General features: G+C 37.9%; 12 protein-coding genes. 5 read left to right on the top strand and 7 right to left on the bottom strand.

Features of this window, described 5'->3' with window-relative positions; genetic code table 11:
- Window positions 1–28: 28 nt before the first annotated feature.
- The 5 genes from ACOXY8_RS09490 (at window position 29) to ACOXY8_RS09470 (ending at window position 3,750) form a co-directional block, all read left to right on the top strand.
- Window positions 29–766, top strand: a complete 738-nt coding sequence (locus tag ACOXY8_RS09490) for a response regulator (protein ID WP_458331340.1) — start codon at window positions 29–31, stop codon at window positions 764–766.
- Window positions 767–779: 13 nt separating this feature from the next.
- Window positions 780–1,160 carry a response regulator gene (locus ACOXY8_RS09485; protein ID WP_458331339.1) on the top strand — a complete coding sequence of 127 codons (381 nt, stop codon included), beginning with the start codon at window positions 780–782 and terminating at the stop codon, window positions 1,158–1,160.
- A gap of 2 nt (window positions 1,161–1,162) precedes the next feature.
- Window positions 1,163–1,438 carry a hypothetical protein gene (locus tag ACOXY8_RS09480; protein ID WP_458331338.1) on the top strand — a complete coding sequence of 92 codons (276 nt, stop codon included), beginning with the start codon at window positions 1,163–1,165 and terminating at the stop codon, window positions 1,436–1,438.
- Complete coding sequence (locus ACOXY8_RS09475) at window positions 1,435–2,196, top strand: MBL fold metallo-hydrolase (protein ID WP_458331337.1); 762 nt, start codon at window positions 1,435–1,437, stop codon at window positions 2,194–2,196. The genes ACOXY8_RS09480 and ACOXY8_RS09475 overlap by 4 nt, the downstream gene beginning before the upstream one ends.
- A gap of 78 nt (window positions 2,197–2,274) precedes the next feature.
- Window positions 2,275–3,750, top strand: a complete 1,476-nt coding sequence (locus ACOXY8_RS09470) for an NFACT RNA binding domain-containing protein (protein ID WP_458331336.1) — start codon at window positions 2,275–2,277, stop codon at window positions 3,748–3,750.
- Window positions 3,751–3,795: 45 nt separating this feature from the next.
- Here ACOXY8_RS09470 and ACOXY8_RS09465 read toward each other — a convergent pair whose 3' ends face one another.
- The 7 genes from ACOXY8_RS09465 to ACOXY8_RS09435 all read right to left on the bottom strand — a co-directional run bounded on the left by ACOXY8_RS09465 (window position 3,796) and on the right by ACOXY8_RS09435 (window position 22,385).
- A complete protein-coding gene (locus ACOXY8_RS09465; protein ID WP_458331335.1) occupies window positions 3,796–4,302 on the bottom strand; it encodes a hypothetical protein in 507 nt (168 codons plus the stop codon).
- Window positions 4,303–4,428: 126 nt separating this feature from the next.
- Entirely contained in the window at window positions 4,429–4,875 is a 447-nt protein-coding gene (locus ACOXY8_RS09460; RefSeq protein WP_458331334.1) for a response regulator, read from the bottom strand.
- A 12-nt stretch (window positions 4,876–4,887) separates the two neighbouring features.
- On the bottom strand, window positions 4,888–8,364 hold the full coding sequence (locus ACOXY8_RS09455) for a chemotaxis protein CheB (protein WP_458331333.1): 3,477 nt from the start codon (window positions 8,362–8,364) through the stop codon (window positions 4,888–4,890).
- A 932-nt stretch (window positions 8,365–9,296) separates the two neighbouring features.
- Window positions 9,297–17,981, bottom strand: coding sequence for a GH36-type glycosyl hydrolase domain-containing protein (locus tag ACOXY8_RS09450; protein ID WP_458331332.1), 8,685 nt, complete (start codon window positions 17,979–17,981; stop codon window positions 9,297–9,299).
- A 350-nt stretch (window positions 17,982–18,331) separates the two neighbouring features.
- Complete coding sequence (locus ACOXY8_RS09445; protein WP_458331392.1) at window positions 18,332–18,493, bottom strand: DUF4372 domain-containing protein; 162 nt, start codon at window positions 18,491–18,493, stop codon at window positions 18,332–18,334.
- A 386-nt stretch (window positions 18,494–18,879) separates the two neighbouring features.
- Window positions 18,880–19,596: a DNA alkylation repair protein gene (locus ACOXY8_RS09440; protein WP_458331331.1), complete on the bottom strand. Its 717-nt coding sequence runs from the start codon at window positions 19,594–19,596 to the stop codon at window positions 18,880–18,882.
- 626 nt (window positions 19,597–20,222) lie between these two features.
- Window positions 20,223–22,385 carry a glutamine synthetase III family protein gene (locus tag ACOXY8_RS09435; protein WP_458331330.1) on the bottom strand — a complete coding sequence of 721 codons (2,163 nt, stop codon included), beginning with the start codon at window positions 22,383–22,385 and terminating at the stop codon, window positions 20,223–20,225.
- Window positions 22,386–22,416: the final 31 nt, after the last annotated feature.

Genomic DNA, 22,416 nt, shown 5'->3' with positions numbered 1-22,416 from the left:
CAAACCCAAAATTACTGAATTTAATATAATGAAGAGAATTTCCTTATTATTAGTAGATGATGATTTTAATTATAGGAAGATTGTACAACAACTATTGGAAACTTCTGGATTTGAAGTAAACTTAGCGGCAAATGGAAATGAAGCATTTCAGCATATTAAAAATCAAGAATTTGACATAGTACTAATGGATATTCAGATGCCATTTATGGATGGTTTAACTGCTGTGAAGTTAATAAATGAATTGGATCCCAATGAACGACCAATTATGGTTGCCAATAGCGCTTTCTTTAGTGAAGATCAGAAATTAAAACTGAAGGAAGCTGGTTTTGATGAGCTTTTGGTAAAACCCATAAATATTAAAGAAGTAATAGAACTAGGAAATAAATCAATCCGCCAATCCTCCCGGACTAAGTCGGTAAATCAAAAAATGGCTATCTTAAATCAAACGGTGGTTCAAAAGCTTTCGAAATATGGTGGGAAAGCTGATTTGTTACCGATCTATGAGAATTTTGTTGAAGAAACCAGTGCACTTATTTCGCAACTCAAGAAGGTAGAACCAAATAAAGAAGCTAGTATTGCTAAAAGTATCTTACATACGTTAAAAGGAAATGCAGGAAGTGTAGGTGCAGACAAACTGAGCACTTGCGCTAAAAAGCTGGAAACTAGGACAAAAGAAAATAATTTCGAAAATTGGAGACAGCATTTTCAAGAACTTGAAGACTTTTTTTTAGAATTCAGAATTAATTATCGAAATTTATTGACTTAATAAAACTAATGAAATGGAGAAATCTAAAAAAGTACTTATTGCAGAAGACAGTTCCATTATTATAAATCTTACCAAAAAGATAATGGAATACGAAAAATACGATTTAGTCGTAGCTCGTAATGGTCAGGAAGTTTTAGATATACTAAAAGATGAGACTTTTGATGTAATCCTTATGGACATCAATATGCCAGTAATGGATGGCATGCAATGCACAAAAGCGATCCGTGCGCATAAAGATCCAAAAATTGCCAACATTCCAATTATTGTAATCACTGGTAATTACAAAAACTATCAACCTGAAGATTTCAAAAATGCTGGTGTAAATGAATATTTGCAAAAGCCATTGAACTTTGATAAAATGGTAGAATACGTTAAAAAATATGTGGATGCATAATAATGCAGATCAAGTACACTAAATCCTTCCTAAGTAAACTAGAGGATATATTTGCGGAATCCGACTACATATTGCGTTATGAAAAAGGCAATTTCAAATCAGGTTATTGTCTTTTGAAACAGAATAAAGTAGCTGTGGTCAACAAGTATTATCCTCTGGAAGGAAAAGTGAATTGCCTAATAGAAATACTTAGAGAGATAGAACCTAGTACGGTAAACTTCAGTTTATCAAATCGTAAACTTTACGATGAAATAATACAAACAGAACTTAAATTTTGAAGGTAACTCTTCTTGGTACGGGCACTTCTCAAGGTATTCCAGTAATCACCTGTCATTGCGAGGTTTGTTCTTCTATTGACTTTAGAGATAAACGGCTGCGTACTTCAGCATTGATTGAAATTGAAGGCAAATGTATTGTGATAGATACAGGCCCAGATTTCAGACAGCAAATGCTCACAAATAGAGTAGAGCGGGTGGATGCTGTAGTATTTACGCACGAACATAAAGACCACACCGCTGGCTTAGATGATGTGCGTCCTTACAATTTCAAGTACAACAAGGACATGCCTGTATATGGCAGGGAACAGGTAATTGAGCAACTAAGACAAGAATTTGCTTACATATTTGCAGCGTTCAAATATCCTGGAATACCTCGATTGAAAACTTTTGAAATCACCAATCAGGAATTTGAAGTGGAGGGAATTAACATCACTCCTATTGAAGTCTTACATTACAAACTACCCGTATTCGGATTTAGAATCAATGATTTCGTATATCTCACTGATGCCAATTATATATCAGATGAGGAAAAGGAGAAGTGCATGAATCCCAAAGTGCTGATATTAAATGCACTACAAAATGAACCACATATTTCGCATTTTACTTTGCATGAAGCCATAGAACTTGCTCAAGAATTGAAGGCTGAGAAAACCTATTTCACTCATATTTCTCACAAACTTGGACGCCATAAGGATGTAGAAGCTAAGTTGCCTGAAAACATCCACTTAGGTTACGACGGCCTTTCGATTTACCTTTAGGTCTATATGAATAATAATTATTTCGTTCTCCAGCTTCTGGTGCATAGGCTTCAGACCATACTTATCGGAATGAAACTGATGGCTGCATTCTCACAAAATAAGGAGGAACTGATTCTACAATTTGCCAATAATGAGGCTGATTTCACCATCCGTGCTAATTTACATGGAGAACTAACCGGACTTTCATTTCCATCAGACTTCGCTCGAAAGGGTAGAAATAGTGTCGATTTGTTTCAAGAGTTTCTAGACCTTAGAATCCTCAGAATAGAAATGGTACCATTCGATCGCTCGTTTATTATTCATTTTGAAGAGGGTAAATCGCTGCTGTTCAAAATGCATGGGCGAAGAAGCAATTTGCTCGGAATAGAAAATGGCAAAGTGATCACATTGTTCAAAAACTCGATGGAAGCCGATAATGAAATCACCATCGAAAGCTTAGCTGGGAATGTTGATTTGGAAGCTGCTGCTCAGAGTGAAGATATTCAGTCATTAAAAAAGGCGATTCCAGTGCTTGATAATACTTTGGCTAAGTATATTATAAATGATAATTGGCAGGAGCTCAGCCTTGTAGATAGAAGTAAATCATTGGAAGATTTCTTCCAATCGATGAGTAGCAAAAATGAATTTTTTATTGAGCAAATCAATGATAAAATCACTTTAGGGTTTTGGCCACAAACAGCTGATTATAATAAGTTTACTGATGTAATAGAAGCACTCAACTTCTATAACCAAAAGACCATGTCTGTGGGTGGATTGAGGCAACAAAAAAAGTCGCTTCTGGGTGATATCCAAAAGAAAATAAAAAGTGGACTCAGCTATATTCAAAAGAATGAGATAAGGTTAAATTCGCTCAAAGACGACATTGTACCTGAGGAAATTGGGCATATAATCATGGCTAACTTACACATGATTAAAAAGGGCGAAAAGGAAGTTACACTGGATGATTTTTATCGAAATCAGCCAATTACAATAAAGTTGAAACCAGACTTGAGTCCCCAAAAAAATGCAGAATACTACTATCGTAAATCAAAGAATAGAAAAATTGAAATAGCCAAACTAGAAGAAAATATCTTGCTGAAGCAGTCGCAGATTGAAGATTGGAAAAAGCGGGAGGAAGAAATTGCTAATGCTGAAGCAATGCGAGGATTGAAAGCATTTACAAAAGAAAAATCAGCAGAAGCAAAAATCGAGATTAAACCTTACAAAGAATTTGAAATTGATGGTTATCAAGTTTGGGTGGGCAAGAATTCTAAATCAAATGATGAGCTTACGCAAAAATATGCACATAAAGATGATATTTGGCTCCACGCTCGTGGGGTAGCTGGCTCACATGTGATTATCAAAAAGCAAGGCAATAAGCCAGTACCCCTGCAAGTAATAGAAAAAGCAGCTGGTTTGGCAGCCTATTATTCTAAGGCTAAATCAGACACGCTCTGCCCTGTAATTTATACCAGCAGAAAATATATACGAAAACCCAAAGGAAGTGCTCCTGGGCAAGTAATGGTGGATAGAGAGGAAGTGTTGATTGTCCCTCCCGCTTCTCCTCATAATTGAGAGTCTGTGATAACGGTTCTTATTAACCTCAATAATGACATTCTTCTACTTAACTTTAATTCCTTTCCACGACTCCCGACTATAAACACCTGGTCTAGCGTGGTCTCCTTCGGTAAAATCGAAAGAAACATACTTAATTCCTTTTAATTCAGTAAAGGAAAATGTAGTCGAAATCATAAAACTCTCCGCTCCTGCACTGCCCATTTGTTGTGTTAGTGCTTCACTGTCTGGAATAGAAATAAATACTGTGTCATTAGAAGTTCTAGTAAATTCAATCTGAACTCTCGGCCATGATTTATTAATAATTTCCTCTAAAATCTCACCAGACATGGCATCACTTTCAATCGACCTTAATTGCTTTACTTCAAATTCTTCAGTCTGTTCGTTAAAGTCGTATTTCCAGATCGCTTCTAATGATTCTTCAACCACAATACTATCTGGATTGATAGTGATTTCCTCATCCTTTTCACTATCCACTTTGGTGTCTTCTTGCAATGCATTACAACTTATTACAAAGAAGATCAGCGCTATTGAAATAAGTTTTGTTTTCATACATCAAAGGAGTTTACATTGTTATAGTATCACCAAAAAATCATTTACATAAACAAAAGCAAATAATTTGAGCCTTTGATAAGCCGCATTAGTAGCTGAATCCCATGTATTAAAGCTCTAAAATCTTTAAACCCGCATTAAAAAATTTTTCCTATTAAAGGTGTTTCCTTCATATATAAAAGTAGCCGAAACAACCTTATGCAATAGTTGTTTGAGGACATTAAAATTACTGGGTTTAGTAATATACACATTCGCTCCAGAAAGGAATGTTTCCTCAATATCATCTTCACTATCAGATGTTGAATAAATGGCTACGAAAATATCCTTTAACTTTTCATCTTCTCGTATTTCTTTCAAACATTCTAGTCCATTTTTACGCGGCATGTTGAGATCTAGAAAAAGGAAATGAGGTAATGGAGGTTCTCTCTCACTTAACCATTTCATTAGTTGCATTCCGTCATTTACAGTACGGACAACAGTTTTAATTTTCAATTCTGAAAATGCTTCGGCAAAAACCATACGGTCAGCTTCGTCATCATCAGCAATCAGAATAAGGAATGGTTCGTTTTTCACGGTGAATATGTTTTAAGTAGAAGCTGGAATATAAATATTAAATGAGGTTCCTTTATTCACTACGCTAGTCGCAGTGATAATGCCGTTGTGGTTATCAACTATTTTTTTAACAATAGCAAGGCCTATCCCCGTACCAGCATATTCTTCCTTTCCGTGAAGCTTTTGGAAGAGCTCAAAGATCTTTTCCCTAAATTCTTTTTCGAAACCTATACCGTTATCGCTTACAGTGATATGGCAGTACTCCTTTTTGGGCAAAAGCCCCTTTACCTTTAATTTTTCAGACATACTATTTCTGGAACCTATAATTATGTGAGCCGGTGTTTGAGGCTTGGAGAACTTAAGCGCATTGACTACAAGATTATGCATAAGTTGCCGAAACTGGAATGGAATGATATTGACCTCACAAATATCCTTCACTTCTATTAAGGCTTTTTTTTCAGCAATGGCTTCCTTCAATTCAATCTTTACTTCTTCAATAATTATATTCAGATCAGTTTTTTCAAATTTTCTTTCAGCATCTCTTATACGTGAGAAAGCAAGTAAATCATGGATAAGTTGCTGCATCCTTTCGGCCGATTGCTGCATAAGATGGAAATAGCTTTTTCCCTTCTCAGATAAATTATGATTTTCCTTTTCTAAAATAATACCTGCAAATATTTGTAATTTTCGGAGCGGTTCCTGCAAATCATGACTTGAAACATAAGTGAATGATTCTAGCTCTTTGTTTATCGCTAAAAGTTCGTTGTTCTTATTTTCAAGTGATTCATTGGCTTCTTTTAATTCCCGTGTTCTTTCCTGTACAGCTTTTTCTAAAAGTAATTTTTCCGAATTCCGTTCGCTTATTTCTTTATTAAGCAACTCCTTTTCTTTCAATTCTTTCTCTACTATTAGATTTCTTACTTCTGTAATATCTGCGATCACGAGAAGAATTAATTGTTCGCGATGAGTATTTTGAATTACCCTACTTGCATTGAGCGACATTATTTTTTCACCCAAATCCAAGAAGGTGTGTTTAACTTCGTAATTATAGAATTGAGAATTTTTTGGAATAATGTCTTCAAGCAATTCTCTTAATGCAGGTATATTCCATTGTTTGTCACCCAAATCATAAAGTAGCACACCAAGGGTTTGATCCTCAGTGACGCCGAATTTTTCGTAAAATGCTTTGTTTGCTGATTTAACCCGAAGATCCTTTCCTAAAACAAGCATAGGCTCATGCATAGTGGAAACTATGGCATCCGAGTATTCATAAGATTCAGAAAGCAGATCGTTGCGAGTTTGCAATTCCTGATTGGTGGTAGAGAGTTCTTCATTTGCCGACTCTATCTCTTCCTTTGAAGTCTCCAACTCCTCATTTACGGTTTGTAGCTCTTCATTGCTCGAAACCACTTCTTCATGGGCACTTTGCAATTCTTCGGTAAATGCCTCCTGTTCTTGAGCGATAGATAGAGCATCCGCATGAGCGGTGGCTAATTCCTGCTCTAATTTTTTAATTCTTCGATCTTTCGCGAGTGAATTACTTTTCTCGCTATTTTCTTGAAGCGCATAAATCTCTACTTGATCATGCTCGGTAAAAATGATTAGAATTAAAGGTTCGCTCCATTCTATTTCAAGTGGAACAATTTCTAGACTTATAATCTTTTCATCCGAATTAATTTTCAGTTCAATCCCAGTTTTGCGATATGATTGATTCGTTTTTATGACTTTTGAAATAGCATTACGCAATTCAAAAGCTATTTCCGGCCGTGCCATTTTCAAAATATTAAAAGTGGCTCTTCCTTTTGGATGCGTCAGATATAAATCGGTTGTACCACGAAACTGAACAATTTCCAGATGGTGATTAATAACAACGCATGCAGGTAGAAATTCTGAAACAAGAATGTTATCAATGGCATCGTCCAGTCCTTGTTGCGAAACAGAAACATTTATTTGTGATTTACTTCGACTTCCTAATGGTATTCTTTTATCAGATACAGTATGTTGTCCAAAGCGGGGGGAAAGTTCAGGCATCCGCTTCAAACCTGAATTAATTTTTCTCAAAAATATCCTAAACTTGCTATTTACTATCGTAAATAGATTGGCTGATTGGGTTATGTTTTCTGATTTGCCAAGCATTAAAAATCCATCCTCGTTTAACGCATAATGAAAAGTGTTGACCGCTTTTTTTTGTGCCGCAGTATCCAAATAAATAAAGAGGTTGCAACAGCTGATAAAATCAAGACGCGAAAAAGGTGGGTCACTTAAAATATTATGTTGTGCAAAGACACACATTTCGCGCACTACCTTATTCACTCGAAAACTATTGTCTGTCTTTGTGAAGAAACGCTTAATGCGATTTGGCGAAACGGCTTGTAACTCCTGCTTGGAATATACACCAATGCGAGCCTTGTTTATTGCATTTCCACTTAGGTCAGTCGCAAAAATCTGAATAGGGATATTAGTAGTCAGGCTTTCCTGGATCTCCAGCAATATCATTGCTATCGAATAAGCTTCTTCGCCTGTTGCACATGCCGGCACCCAAATACGGAGTGGCTCTCCTGAGTTTTTCCTTTTAAGTAATTTCGGAAACAAACTGGATTTCAAATATTTGTGTGAATCAGTATCACGAAAAAAGCTAGTAACATTAATAAGCAAATCCTGATAAAGAATGTCAATTTCTTCGTTCTTTTGGGTCAACAGTTTTGCATATTGTTTGAGCGTAGCAATTTTATAGAGTAACATTCTACGAATAATCCGCCTTTTGATAGTGTTCATTTTATAGGCACTAAAATCAACACCTGTAGCTTTATACAACTGGTTGAGAATAATTTTTAAATCAGGGTTACTATTGTCAATTAAGTCTTCACTATTCGATTTTGTAGACTCAGTTTTAACAAATGGATGTTTGCTTAGTCGTGCTAGCTCTAGTGCAATTTCTTTTGGTGACAGAACAAAGTCTACCACATCTGCGGAAATTGCGGAGTGAGGCATGCTGGTGAATTTTGCGCTATCATCTTGAGCAAAAGTTAATCCGCCTTCATGCTTGATGTCCTTTAAACCTAATGTGCCGTCGCTTGCACTACCTGAAAGAACTATGCCTATCACTCTTTCTTTCTGTGCATGTGCAAGTGAAGAGAAAAGGATATCAATCGATATTGCTACGCTACTTTCTGATCGTGGAATTAATTTTATATGTCCATCAGTTACTTCAATTCCTTTGTTGTACGGAATCACAAAAACATTATTGGGCGTGATTTTATCCATGTCATCTATCTCCTGCACTAGCATTCTTGTCTTTTTAGACAATATCTCAGTCAGCATACTTTTGTGATCAGGGCTTAAATGCTGTACATAAATGAAAGCCATGCCTGTGTCTGCTGGAAGATGTTTTAATAGCTCCATCATTGCTTCTAATCCTCCCGCTGACGCACCAATAGCCACTACAGGAAATTTCCTTCTTGATTTCGGGCTCGTACTAGAGGTAGCAGGTTTTGATTTGTTCTCTTTCATGTTCATTCAGGTGGTAATCTCATTGTAGAAATCGAACAGCATCCGGCAGATAATTTAATCTACTCGATTAACTTTTAGTAATATCAGAAATTATAACGGCAACTCTTGTAATACTAAAATTTTTCTTGAAGGTTAAAGGGTTTTTATGTTGATAAAAACGGTAAGTGTTTATTTAACAAGTTTTTAATTCCAAATTTGAACAAGCATGGAGATGTAATACTTTACAAATTTTGCAAACACATATCTTTGCTTTTGGCTCTTCTTTAAATATAAAAAAGCGGGAGGTTTAAGTAGATTACAAGCGCATTTAAACCAAAAAAATAATCCACCTTCCACCTAAGATATAGGTAGTCAAAAAAATTAAATTGGGGAGTTTAATTCCACTTTTACAATCCTTTGCCAGTTCACTACTTTCTACATTTACAAAATCTGTATAGAACAACAGCTTTTCTAAATCTAGAATTCAATACATTTCTAGATTGTTCCAAATTCATTTTTTAACCCAGATTGTTTCCAGACCATAGCTGATAATAACAGTTATTAATACCTTGAAAAAGCTTTTTTGAAAAAAGAAATTGATCTTTTTTAACAGCTGAAATAGAAGTGAAAAACCTGTGAATTAAGCAACATTTTCAAAAAAGCATGTAACGTCTATTTATGAAATTACAAATACTTTTGTTTACACTATTTTAAGGGATACTGAAATGAATAATACCCAGACTGACAACCAAAATCAGCAATATGATTACAAGTCAATAAATCAACCAGCCAAAGGTAGTACAGTTTCTACTCAGAAAGGATCAGATAATAATACTGAAACTTCAGAGCGATCTTATAAAAAACCATCTGAACAAAGAAAACCACAGTTCCGGTTAAAGGAAAACATGAAAAGAAGGTTTCATTAAAGTGAATGTTTTCAAATCTATCCCTTCTTATTCTGTAACTAATACCACCTGAACATCATGTTCAGCTGCATCATCATTCAGTCTTATCATATTATCTTCTTGCACCTCTCCATTTACCACAACCTGCATAGTCGGAATTCCTGATTTTTGCGTAACCGTGATATGGTAAACTGCACTTTTAAAACGGTAGTGAATTTTAAATGACTCCCATTCTTTTGGGATACAAGGGGCAAGTTTTAGTTTACCAGCTTCCTGTTTCAGTCCAAGGAAGGATTCTACAATCAATCGATACATCCAACCTGCTGAGCCTGTGTACCAAGTCCAACCACCACGCCCGGCATGGGATTCGTTTGCATACACATCAGCGGCTATAACATACGGCTCTACTTTATACACAGCAATTTCTTCAGGAGTTTTGCCATGATTCACCGGATTGATCATATTCAATAATTCCCAAACCCTTTTATTATCACCTAATTTAGCAAATGCCATAATCAGCCATACTGCCGCGTGCGAGTATTGCCCACCATTCTCTCTCACACCAGGCACATAGCCTTTAATATATCCTGGATAGACATTAGATTTATCAAAAGGCGGCTCTAACAGTTGAATAATTCCAATTTCCTTTTTCACCAGATTTTCATACGCCGACTCCATCGCTATGAGGGAATGCTGCGTGCCTCCCGCTCCAGATAAAACAGACCAGCTTTGCGAAATCGAATCAATTTTACACTCTTCGCTAAGTGAGCTTCCTAGTGGGGTTCCGTCGTCAAACCAAGCGCGTTTGTACCATTCTCCATCCCAGGCATGCAAGGCAATATTTTGTTTCAGGTTCAAGGCTTGTCTTTCACATTCATCGGCAAACACAGCGTCGTTTTTCATCCTGGCAACTTCTGCAAAGCGGATCAGAACATCATAAAAGAAAAATGCCATCCAAACGCTTTCGCCTTTGCCTTTATCTCCTACTCTGTCTAAACCATCATTCCAATCACCGGCACCAATTAATGGCAATCCCTTTTCACCATAATTAAATCCATGTTTGATTGCCTGAACACAATGGTCATAAAGTGGTAGCGTATCGTTGGACTGAACTGGAAGGTCGTAATAAGATTCTTCACCCTGGTTTAGTAATCTTCCTTCCAAAAATTTCACAGGCTCATCTAAAATAGCTCTATCATCAGTAAAGGAAATGTATTGAGCAGTTACAAAAGGCAACCAGAGAAAATCATCTGAACACCTAGTGCGGACACCACGACCAATGGGAGGATGCCACCAATGCTGTACATCTCCTTCTATAAATTGACGTGATGCACTTAGCAATATTTGGTTACGCGCCAATTGTGGAGCTATTGGAAGTAATGACATCACATCCTGCAACTGGTCTCTGAAACCAAATGCCCCGCCCGACTGATAAAATCCACTACGACCCCAAAGCCTTGATGAAAGTATCTGATAAGTAAGCCAGCCATTTGTAATCACATTGATGGCCGCATCCGGAGTTTCTACTTGCAAGGTACCGAGGGTATGTTTCCAATAGTTTTTCACTTTTTCAAAAGCTTCTGACGCTGCCTCTTTTCCACGAAATTTCTGTGCAAGTTCTCTTGTACGATGATTGTTCTTTCCTGCACCAAGGGTGAAAATAATTTGCCTTTCTTCACCATCCGCTAATTCAAAAGGCGTTTGTATCGCAGCACAAGGGTCTAAAGCTAGTCCAGACTTCCCTGACAGCTTTTGTCGATACAGGGCATCAGGATTTCGCAAGGTTCCGTTGCGACCAATAAATTCCGTGCGGTCAGCCGTATAAGTCTTCCTTTTGGCGTCAGTATCAAAAAATGCCACACGGTTGGAAAATTCAGTGCTATAAGGATTTTTCGCAAACACTGTTCCAGTGTCTACATCCACTTCAGTACGGATATGCATTGCAGTTTTTGCCCTATTATCCCCAAGGGTCCATTCTACATATCCAGTAGCAGATAGCTTACGCATTCTTCCAGATTGATTGCGAATTTTAATAACTGTGAATTTGATAGCTGCTTCCAAATCAACATATACCGTCATTTCTGAATAAATACCGTCTTCATTGTGTTCAAAAACACTGTATCCAAATCCATGGCGCGTAATATAGGACGAAGCTCCACCTGCAGGTAGCAGAGAGACAGACCAAAAGTGCCCGTTTTCTTCATCTCGAAGATAATAGGCTTCACCTGAAGTATCGCTTACTGGGTCGTTATTCCAAGGTGTTAATCTTAATTCATGTGCATTTTCAATCCAAGTGTAAGAGCCTCCGCTTTCAGTAATTATCGTTCCGAAACCAGCATTAGCAATGACATTCACCCAGGGCGCAGGAGTTATCTTTTTACGATCCGTGACAATGACATACTCGTTTCCGTCGGGAGAGAAGCCACCAATTCCATTATAAAAATTCAGATTTTTTGGTAAGGGAATTTCCGTAAATACTTGAGAATAATTTTGTTCCATTGTAAGATAAGGAATTGCCAGCTTAGCGGGTGCATTGCGTTTAAGCTGTTCAGATAATGAGCCTCCGCTATCAGAAATATTGATACGAGCAACACTTTGAAACAAGATTCTGTCTTCGTTGGAAATTTGATCTGCCGCTCTTACAAAAACGCCTCCCGGTCTGTCCCGTAATTCTACTGGAACTAATGCAAGTATATCATTTTGAAAAATCTGTCGATATCCTCCATGGTCTTCGTTCCATATTACCAAATCAACAGCCAGCCCTTTTAAACGCCAGTAAGCATGCGCCTGTAATAACTGCCTCACTAATTTTATATTAGCCTGATCCTCAATTTTCAACAATACTATAGGCAAGTCTCCTGAGATGGAATAACCCCAAAGTCCTGATTGTTGACGGTAATTGCTAATAAGAATAGCGTTGGCTGCCCGAAATAATGGGTTAGTAAACAGGATTGAACCAGCAAGCCGGTTATACAATTGCGCATCTCCTTCCGATGCATTGATTTGTCGCAGCACCACCTGGCTATGCGTCCAAGCTAACTCAAATACACGGTCTTTGTGATATTTATTCTGATATTTTTCGATCAGGTATTTGCAAGCCTCCTTTGTTTCAGCTACACCCGTAACTATGTCTAGCGTAATGGTCTCATCCGGCGCTAGTGTAATTTTATATCTGATTGCCACTATTGGGTCTAATACAGCTCCCGATGTTCCTGACAATGGCCCTGGATTAATCATAGCTTGCGGATTAACAATTGAATTTCCGCGACCTATAAATTTCGTACGGTCGGTTTCACAGGATATGGCTTTTGGAACTTTTCCATGCATTGTCATTAAATGGCACATCCACGGAGGATTCTCTTGGTTAGATCGTGGTCTTCGTGTGCAGAGAATAGCATTTTGATGTGGGATAATTTCCGTTTGCACAAAAAGATTGCTAAAAATTGGCTGCATCAAATCGGAAGCGGTAGGAGCGAGCACCACCTCTGCGTAGCTGGTAATCTCAATACTTCTCTTGATGGAAGAGTTGTTTGATATACGAAGCCTCCGCATCTCAATATCATCTTCTGGAGATACTACAATTTCAGTATGAGTTTCTATTTCGTTATTTAATGTACGAAAATCTACATGGCCATGAGCAAATACCGCTTCATAAATTTCTCCCTTCTGAAGTGTTGGCTGTCTTGTATTCGACCAGAATTCGTTGCTATCCAAATCGCGGATATAACAAAATGTTCCCCAATTATCGCAGGTTACATCCTCTCGCCAGCGAGTAACTGCAAAATCTTTCCAGCGGCTGTAACCACCACCCGCATTGGTGACCATAACGTGGTATTTACCGTTGGAAAGTAACTGTACTTCGGGAACAGGGGTGTCTGGAGTGAATAATATTCTTGGTTCAATGGTAACTGGTTCAAAACTAATTTCGGCTTCATCCGCTGTATGTGCAAAGTAGGTGGTAGATCTAGGTATGCGCTCCTGAAGTAATAAAAGAGCTGCCTTAAACTGAGGTTCCGCTTCAAATAATTTTTGCATGGGTTTGTCAAGCAATAGATACGCAATTGAGAGCAAACTCATTCCTTGGTGATGCGACATAAACGAATATACAATCTTATGATTTAACCCACGAGGCAAACGCGATGGTGTAAAATCAATGGCTTCATAAAATCCATATCTTCCTTCAAAGCCTCTTTCTTGAAGTAGTTCTAAGTTTTTGCAAGCCTTTTTTGGAGACACCATCAGTGCAAGTGCGGTAGCATAGGGAGCTATTACGTAATCACCTTCGAGCCCTCGCTTCAATCCCAAACCAGGAACGCCAAATGCGCTGTATTGATAATGAGAGTCAGCACTCAGCATATTATATCCAGACTCCGAAATACCCCAGGGTTTTCCAGTCTTTTTGCCATAATTAATCTGGCTATCTACCCCAACTTTAGTTGTTTGATCGAGCAACGTGTTTTCGTAAGTGGGCATAACCAAAAGCGGCATAAGGTATTCGAACATAGAGCCGCTCCAAGAAAGCAAAACAGGCGAGCCATCTACGCTGGTCAATAAGCGCCCTAAGGCAAACCAACTTTCTTCTGGTAGTTTACCCTGAGCAATGACTGTGAAAACTGCTAGTCTGACTTCCGAAGCCAGCAGGTCGTAATAACTAGCATCTGCATATCGTTCCAGCACATTGTAGCCAGTGGTAAATAGCTTACATGTTTCATCAAACAAAAAATCCCATTCCAAATCCACCAATTCGCTACAATGTTGAGCAAGATATTCAGCCTTTGAAATTTGCATTTCTGCTTGCTGAATGGACTGTATTAAGGCTGTACGAAATGATTCAAGCCATTCCAATTCATCGATCGTGTGAGTCGATGTTTGTAGAATTACTATTTCTTCTTGAATTTCCCGGGAGGTCTTTAACAATCCGGTCAGAGTTGAAGGTATGTTTGATGAAACGAGACTCTTGAATGTAGAAGGCGCAGTTTGCAATAGCTCCCAAGGTGAGAAAATTTGCATCTCTTCGTTCAAACCCTCCAATTGTAATTTTAGCCGCTCCATCCACCAAGAGGCCTCACTATCTATATCACTGTTTAACTGATCATTAACAACCAAAAAGGTTTGCATCAATTCTCCCGCTTTTTGCTTTACTTCAATAATATTATTATTGAAATCTTGTTTGCAGGCACTTTTTAATTTCTTTTTGAAATCTTGTAATATTTCATCATTATGTTCATACAAGTTATCAGTTAGCACACGGAAAGTATCCTGAATACCTTCAAAAATTTTCGGGCTAAATATTCTTTGATATGGAATAATGATTAAGCCTTGACGCAATACAAGCAGATGTCCGGCTAGGTTGCCACTGTCCACTGTTGAAATGTATTTTGGAAATAATGGAGTTAGCGATTGTGTGTCGTACCAGTTAAAAAAATGACCTCTAAATCGTTCCATCCTATTCATGGTGTTGAAGGCATTTTCAGTTCGCTCAATTAGTTGTCTAGTATTGATATAACCAAAGTCGCGGGCAGTTAAATTGGCAAGTAAAGAAAGTCCAATATTAGTGGGAGACGTTCGATGGGCTATCACTTCAAGTGGTTGTTCTTGAAAATTATCTGGAGGAAGCCAATTGTCTTCCTGTCCGACAAACTGTTCGAAGAAACCCCAGGTTTTTCTTGCCACTTTTCTAAGAAAAATATTTTGAGCTTCGGAGATAGCCGCCGCCTTTCTCGCTAATGGCTTGCTCATCCACCAGGTAATCAGTGGAGCAAGTAACCACAGCAAAGCGATAGGCCCTACGGTGATTACCTTTTCGGGAGTTGTATTCAAAAAATAAAATATTAAAACTGCGGGAAGAACAATCTCAATCCACATGCTCGAATATGATGCTCTTGGACTTATGCTATTAATATTCTTTGGGTTTCCCGAAGGGTTCCATTCGAGTAAATGCTTCTTGGTAATCAGCTTTCTCCAAATCGTGCGGATAATGGCTATTGTGTTTACATAAGCTTCATAGGGCAGACAGACTAGTGCAAACAACGTTTTATAAAAGATATCCAGAATACTTTTTGCGGAATTTATAACATGTCGAGCGATGTTAACATCTTTCGGTTTAAGGATGACGTTCCACGCTGAAGAAAATATGATAGGAAAAACAATAATACCTGTTACTACAAGAGTCCACAATAAGGAAGTTGGCAAAATCAGCCATCCTAAAATCAGTAGAATAGTAAGCGCTAAAGGAACTACACTTCGTCTGATATTATCAAAAATTTTCCAGCGGGACAGTGCTGAAATTGGATTTTTGTGCCACAATCCATCCGCCAAGTGAACAAACGGCAAAAACCAAGAGAAAATCTGCCAGTCACCTCGAACCCAACGAGAACGCCTCTTTATATCTGAATCGTAGCGGGTTGGGTATTTTTCGAATAACTGTACATCACTTACGAGTCCCGATCGCAAAAAGCAACCTTCAATTAGATCGTGACTTAGAATGCTGTTTTCGGCAAACTTTCCTTCCAATACTTTTCTAAATATGTCCACCTCGTAAATTCCTTTACCAATAAAAGAACCTTCCTCAAACAGATCTTGATAAACATCGGATGATGCTCGAGTGTAAGGGTCAATTCCTGGCTCATTTCCGTGCATACGAGCGTAAAGTGAGCCCGTTTCATCCGGCAAGCTGTTTGTAACACGGGGCTGAAGTATGCCATATCCTATAGTGATGCGTTTTTTCTGTTCATCATACCAAGCACGATTCAATGGATGAGCCATTGTACCGACTAATTTCCAAGCTGTGCCCATTGGCAGTTGTGTATCAGCATCTAGAGTAATCACATATTTGATGTTCGGAAACACAGATTGGTCGCCAATGACATGCGAAAATCTATCTTTAGCATTGCCACGTAAAAAGGAATTCAAATCGGCTAGTTTTCCGCGTTTCCTTTCATAACCCATCCATACATTTTCCTGAGCATTCCAACGTCTCGGACGATGAAAGAGAAAAAACAAATCACTATTTTCTCTTTTATATTTTTGGTTTAGGGCTTCAATTTTTTGTATTGCAGCTTCAACAAGTTCTCGATCTTTCGGAAGTGTTTCTTGCTCTGCATCCGTAAAATCAGTTAATAATCCGAAATGCAAATTTTCATTCCGATTTGCCAGAAATCGAATTTCCAGTGACTCGGTTAAGTTTTCTAATTCCTTTATGTCAGATAACATTGCTGGGATGACTACCAACGTACGGGAATCAGCAGGGATTTTTTTAGAGAAATCCATTCGAGGCAGCAGATGAGGCCTAACCAATAATGTGGAAATAAAATTGACAACTGATACTGCAAGTTGACTTGATGATAGCAAAGCAAGAATGGCAATTATTAAAAGCAACCAATTATTTTTTACCACTCCATTCACAAGTATTAAAATGAGAGCGCTGATTGAAAGTGTCGTGAAGAGAACAAATGACAGATAAAAAAAGAATCTGTGTCTTTTTAAGAATGATTCAATTGCTTGAATATATGAGACTGGAGTTTTTGCTGCTTTTTTAGTTTGACGAATTCCTTCTCCTATGAGAAAGTTTCCAACGTGGGAATAGCGATTATCTGTAGCACTGGCAGCTGAATTTTCATAAGCAAGTTGGATGGCGATATTTGCAACTTCATATTCCTCAATTTTGCTTTCTTTAGCAATATGCTCAACAACGTGCCGATATCTGTCGCGCGTAGCGAAGTCCATTAATCCATAAATGCCATTGATGTCTTTGCGAAGCGTTTGCTCAACAATACTATGTTCCTCAACAAAATCTCGCCAGTTCATTGCATCAAGTAATCGAAGACTACCAATACTATTACTCATAGACACCTGACTGATTGCCTGCTTTTGAACTTCCGAATTCACAAGATCTTCGCAGGTCAAACCTCTTTCAGCTAATTTCTTCTCAATCCAGTTTAGCGATAATGCCAAATCAGGACCTTTACCCTGTAGTTGCCGAACCAATTCAGCAACAAAAGCATCCACCATTGGTGGATTAGACCGAGCCATATCAGCAATAATAAGTATCAGGTTCTTTGGATCCTTTTCGGAGGTTTCAATCATTTCCTGCGCCCAATAATTCGCTACGTTAGCATCCATCCTATCTATTGCAATCCTAGTCGAAATACGTCGGAGATTCTCAATTAATGCAAGCTTCAACATGATTGGGATTGCCCATAATTCTCCAAGCTTGAGATGGGTAATCGTCTGATATGATTTAATAAAACCACTTAGGCTTTCTATATCTATTCTTCCATCGCTGTGAGCAATCACTTGTTGAATGATGTCATAGATACGTGTCATGCCTCCAGAAGCTGCACCCGAGAGTTGAGGCAGGTCTTCGCTATAACCCTTCGGAAAATTGATTTTGGCATTGCGGATATTCTCTTCTATCAAATAGAAATTATCAATCAGCCACTCACTGGCTGGAGAAATTTGGTATTTCTTTTTTATAGCATCGCTAATCAGCTTTCGAACCTGATTCAGTATTAATTCATTATCCGTAAGCCTTTTGAGTAAATGGTCTTGCGCAGGTTTTGGACTAAGTATGTGAGTTTTAGCCAGTGTTTTCCCAAAACGATCCATCTGTTCATAGCTAAACAACTCTGCATTTAACAGCTCATCGTCAAGGTAGCTTTGTTCAAAATTATTTTTTTTAAGGAAAGCTCTCATTTCGGAAATGAGATCGTGCGCTGCTTGTTTCATTTTCATGTAAATTTCATTTTTTGAATACAGCGTCCTTTACCCATATTGTGAATCGAAAATAGTATGGATTGGAACTGAGCTGAAATATTCAGGCTCTCTAAATTTAAAGAATCTTTAGCTCGTTGTTATCACAATGAGTAAGTTTTCAAAGACGCAGATCAATTCTATTCTCAAAAAGCAGGTTTTCAGTAGGTATCAGTGCTTCTAACAAGTAAACAGTACCTTTAATCTTGAGATTAAATAGCTTCAATGAAGTCTGATATCCTAAACTATTCAACAGAGAAAAATAAAGATGTTTGAATAAGTTTGTATCCTTGCGCTTGTCTTGATAACCAATACTAGATTTAGAGGCAGCTTTAGCAATGCAGGATGATTAAATCACTAATGACAAAGTGTAAACCAGTGGAGATATCTCGTACCAAAGTACTCTTGACGAAATGGCAGAAAAGCTTCGACACCCAATGCTTCCAGCTGTCAAATCCGCTGCAGCCTTTATCTGTTTGGTTCTCTTTGACTATTTTCTTGGAAATAGATCCGTCAACCTTTTTTAAAATCTACGAAAACAGTGTAACATTGCCCATGAGCGGTTTTGGCACAAACCCAAAGTAAATTTTTGGGTAAAAAATATTGCCTCTCATTTCTTATTTGGGAGGCTAATTATTATTTGAGATGAATTATCTGATTAGTCAGAATAAAATTTATCTTTCGACCAATTTGAAGGGCTCATTTTTATACCGATAAAATTCCCAGCGAGACAAGGTTTTTGAAACATAACACTATTCCAATACGAGTCTATCTATTACTTAAAGCTTTTTAAACAACATCATAAATGTTATAGGAGTGGGTTTCTGAATTAGACAATATTCGTGTCCAAAGCAAACAGAGTTGTTATGGGCAGTCTCTTCTATTTCCTCATTGCCATGGTTTTTAATTCGATAGGCATTTTTTCAATTGCGTAGCGAAGGGCTGTTCTTGGCATTACTTCTTTTTTAGATAGCACATAATCAAAAACCTCCTTTTGATTACTTTCACTTGCAGCTTTCAACATCCAACCATAGCCTTTTTGTACAATATCATCATTATCTAAAAGAAGGGTGTCTGCTATTTCAAAAACCTCCTCTAAAAACAGCCCTCTTCTTGCAGGTATTATCAATGTTACTGCAGAAGCTCTTTTTGTCCATCGATTATGTGATTTGGCCCATTTCTTTAATTCGCTAAGATATTCGGGATACATCATAATAAAAGTTCCAATCGTATGATTACAAAGCGTATCGCAATCTGCCCAATTGTTTACATACTTATTGACCCAGCCTTCGAACACTTTAAAGTCAGAAGGTTCATATTGATTTTTTAAAGACTCTGTAAATTTACAAGCAACAATTGCCTCTTCAAGATATTTGGATTTCCAAAGTTCTTCGCAAATAGCGAAAATATCTTCCTTGGAATACGTTTTTATCTGTTCAAGGAACTCCTTTGCGATTTTGTGGACTTGGGCTGTTTTTACTCCATAGACTAATGCTTTCTCTCCTTTTTTGAAAAAACGGCTCGAAGATTCACGCGTTTTATTATCAGAGCCTTTTTGTAGGATCAATCTGATTTTGTCTATAATTTTTTCTTTCATTTAGATAAATGTTTAAAAAATTTCCTTTTTGTAGTTGAGCAGGACATTAAGATCTTTCAACTCTACTCACGCACATTTACACGTGATCCCATTTGTCTCCCTTTTTGGCTGTATTTCCTTCTTCAAACAAATTCAATCTTTTTCGAGACAAATTGAAAACTATTCTAATATTCTTTTTCCATCAAAGACTTATTAGTATTCCTTACAATGGTTTGGGGTAACAAGCACCTGATACATAAACTACAGCTATGGAGTTTAAGCTTTCTGGTTTTTATACATTTGACCGCAAAGGAAAGGATTACAAATCTTCAAAATAAATGAAACACTCATTAAAAAAAATTCACTTTTAGTTCCTGCTGTCTTTCCAACAAAATCAATTTACCGACCGTAGATGAGCCTACTACCTACGGCATTCAGACTCGCACAACCACCTGAATTAAGAAGAAAGGGTGTCATGAACGAAACGAACCCACCTGCAATGATTATTTGAACGATAAGTAATTCCCCTAAAATGTTGACTCCTATTTATACCTTTAATGATTATTTCTCTTCAAAAAGAAGAGATTAACCAAAAAAAAAAAAGCAGACTCCCCAGTCTGCTTTTTTGCTATAAAACCCCAATCAAATTATCTTAAGAAAAGTAATTCTCTATATTTCACAAGTGGCCAATGTTCGTCATCTACTAATAGTTCGAGCTTGTCAACATGGTATCTGATTTCAGAGAAAAATCTCTCCTTCACTTCATGACAATAAGCAAGTGCTCGTTCTTTAGAATCTTCAATCTTATTGATTCTTCTTCTTTCGTCTATCATCTTATCCACATCCACTTTGATGGCATGTATGTGCTTTGAAATAGTCTGAATGGATTCCACAACAGCTGAATTGTCAAGCCCCAAACCTTTAAGGCCATTTGCGTTTTGAATCAAAATATTCTGATAAGCAATCGCTGTTGGAATAATGTGGTTCAATGCCAAATCACCCATCATACGCGATTCGATTTGAACGTTTTTCACATAGCTTTCGAGCATGATTTCGGTACGGGCATGTACCTCCCGCTCGTTCATCACTCCATTACGCGTGAATAGATCCAAGGTCTTCTTATCATTAAATACATCAAATGCTTCTGGTGTACTTTTGATGTTCTTCAAGCCTCTTTTCTCAGCTTCTTTTGCCCACTCATCAGAATAGCCATCTCCTTCGAAACGAACCGCTTTTGAAGATTTGATATACTCACGAAGCACTTTTACAATTGCCAATCGCTTATCGCTACCTTTTTTAATTAAGGCATCCACTTCTTTCTTGAATTGCGTCAATTGCTCAGCTACAATTAGGTTGAGCACTGTCATAGGTCCTGCTACGTTGGCAGAAGAACCAACTGCTCTGAATTCAAACTTATTGCCAGTAAATGCAAATGGTGAAGTACGATTACGATCTGTATTATCGAGTATAATAGAAGGGATTTTATCAATACCCAACTTCATATACATATTATCGCCTTTTTCGATTTTCACATTGCCTTTTTCTTCAAGCTCATCCAATACACTACTCATTGTAGAGCCTAGGAATACCGACATAATAGCGGGAGGTGCTTCATTTGCACCTAATCTATGATCGTTGCTTTCAGAAGCAATTGAAGCTCTTAGCAAATCATTGTATTCGAAAACAGCCTTCACTGTATTCACAAAGAATGTCAAGAACAGTAAATTCTCTTTTGCACTGCTGCTTGGCTGGAAAAGGTTGATTCCTGTGTCCGTCACCAATGACCAGTTGTTATGCTTTCCGCTCCCATTCAAACCTGCAAATGGCTTTTCGTGGAACAATACTTTCAACCCATGACGGTCAGCAACCTTGCTCATAACGTCGATAAGCAAGCTATTGTGATCGGATGAAAGATTCAGTTCTTCATATAATGGAGCCACTTCGAATTGGCCTGGAGCCACCTCATTGTGACGTGTACTTACTGGAATTCCCAGCTTCAAAGATTCTATTTCAAAATCGCGCATAAAGTCATATACACGAGGAGTAATAGAGCCAAAATAATGATCTTCAAGCTGCTGTCCTCTAGCTGGATTATGACCAAAAACCGTACGGCCACCCATCACCAGATCTGGACGAGCAGAATATAAAGCCTTATCAACAACGAAATATTCTTGCTCGCAACCCAATTGTGGAATCGCCTTTGTAGCCGCTCGATCAAAGTAATTTACTACATCTACTGCCGCTTTGCTCACCAAATCAATCGCTTTGAGCAATGGTGCTTTATAATCTAGTGCCTCACCAGTATATGACACAAATATGGTTGGGATACATAATGTACCATCGAAAATAAACATTGGCGAACTTGGATCCCAAGCTGTATAGCCGCGTGCCTCGAAGGTACTTCTGATGCCACCATGTGGAAAGGATGATGCATCCGGTTCTTGCTGCAATAATGTGCTACCTTTAAATTTCTCAATACCTGAAGAAGCATCGAAAAACGAATCGTGCTTTTCAGCAGTAAGTCCCGTCAAGGGCTGAAACCAGTGGGTATAATGAGTTACATTTTTGGACATCGCCCAAGATTTGGCTGCTGCTGCTACCGCATCGGCAGTTTCAGGGTCAATCTTTTTGCCATGCTTGATGGCACTTTCTACTTTTTTGAAAACATCGGGCGAAAGTGTAGATCGCATTTGATTTGAACCAAATACGTTCATTCCGAAGTAATCGGAAATTTTACCTGATGGTGGTGTTACCACTACTTTTTGTCTCTTTTGGAGCTGAGCAATTGCTTGGAATCGTAGATTTGACATTGTTGGTTAAAATTTTACCCAAAGCTACGAG

It is taken from the genome of Peijinzhouia sedimentorum, from assembly GCF_049340005.1.
In the GTDB taxonomy this organism is placed as follows: Bacteria; Bacteroidota; Bacteroidia; order Cytophagales; family Cyclobacteriaceae; genus CAXBDP01.
Note: the sequence above shows the minus strand (reverse complement) of the source record. Positions and strands in the feature narration are given on the sequence as shown.